This window comes from Dellaglioa sp. CoH-55-MRSF-9 (genome assembly GCF_056782155.1).
Genome location: NZ_JBXAYG010000193.1, coordinates 1 through 229, shown reverse-complemented (window position 1 = coordinate 229; position 229 = coordinate 1). Strand labels below are relative to the sequence as shown.

1 pseudogene is annotated in these 229 nt (G+C 64.6%); it reads left to right on the top strand.

Annotated elements, in window-relative coordinates:
• Window positions 1-229: pseudogene (locus AC1RPV_RS08310) on the top strand (F0F1 ATP synthase subunit beta); the annotation flags it as partial.

Here is a 229-nt window from a genome sequence, read left to right as displayed (position 1 = left end):
AGCTGCAAGAGCGCATCACGTCGACCAAGAAGGGCTCGATTACGTCGGTCCAGGCCGTGTACGTCCCTGCGGACGACTTGACCGACCCGTCGCCGGCGACGACCTTCGGCCACCTGGACGCAACCGTCGTTCTGTCGCGTGACATCGCTTCGCTGGTATCTACCCGGCGGTCGACCCGCTCGACTCGACGTCGCGCCAGATCGACCCGAACGTGATCGGTGAAGAGCAC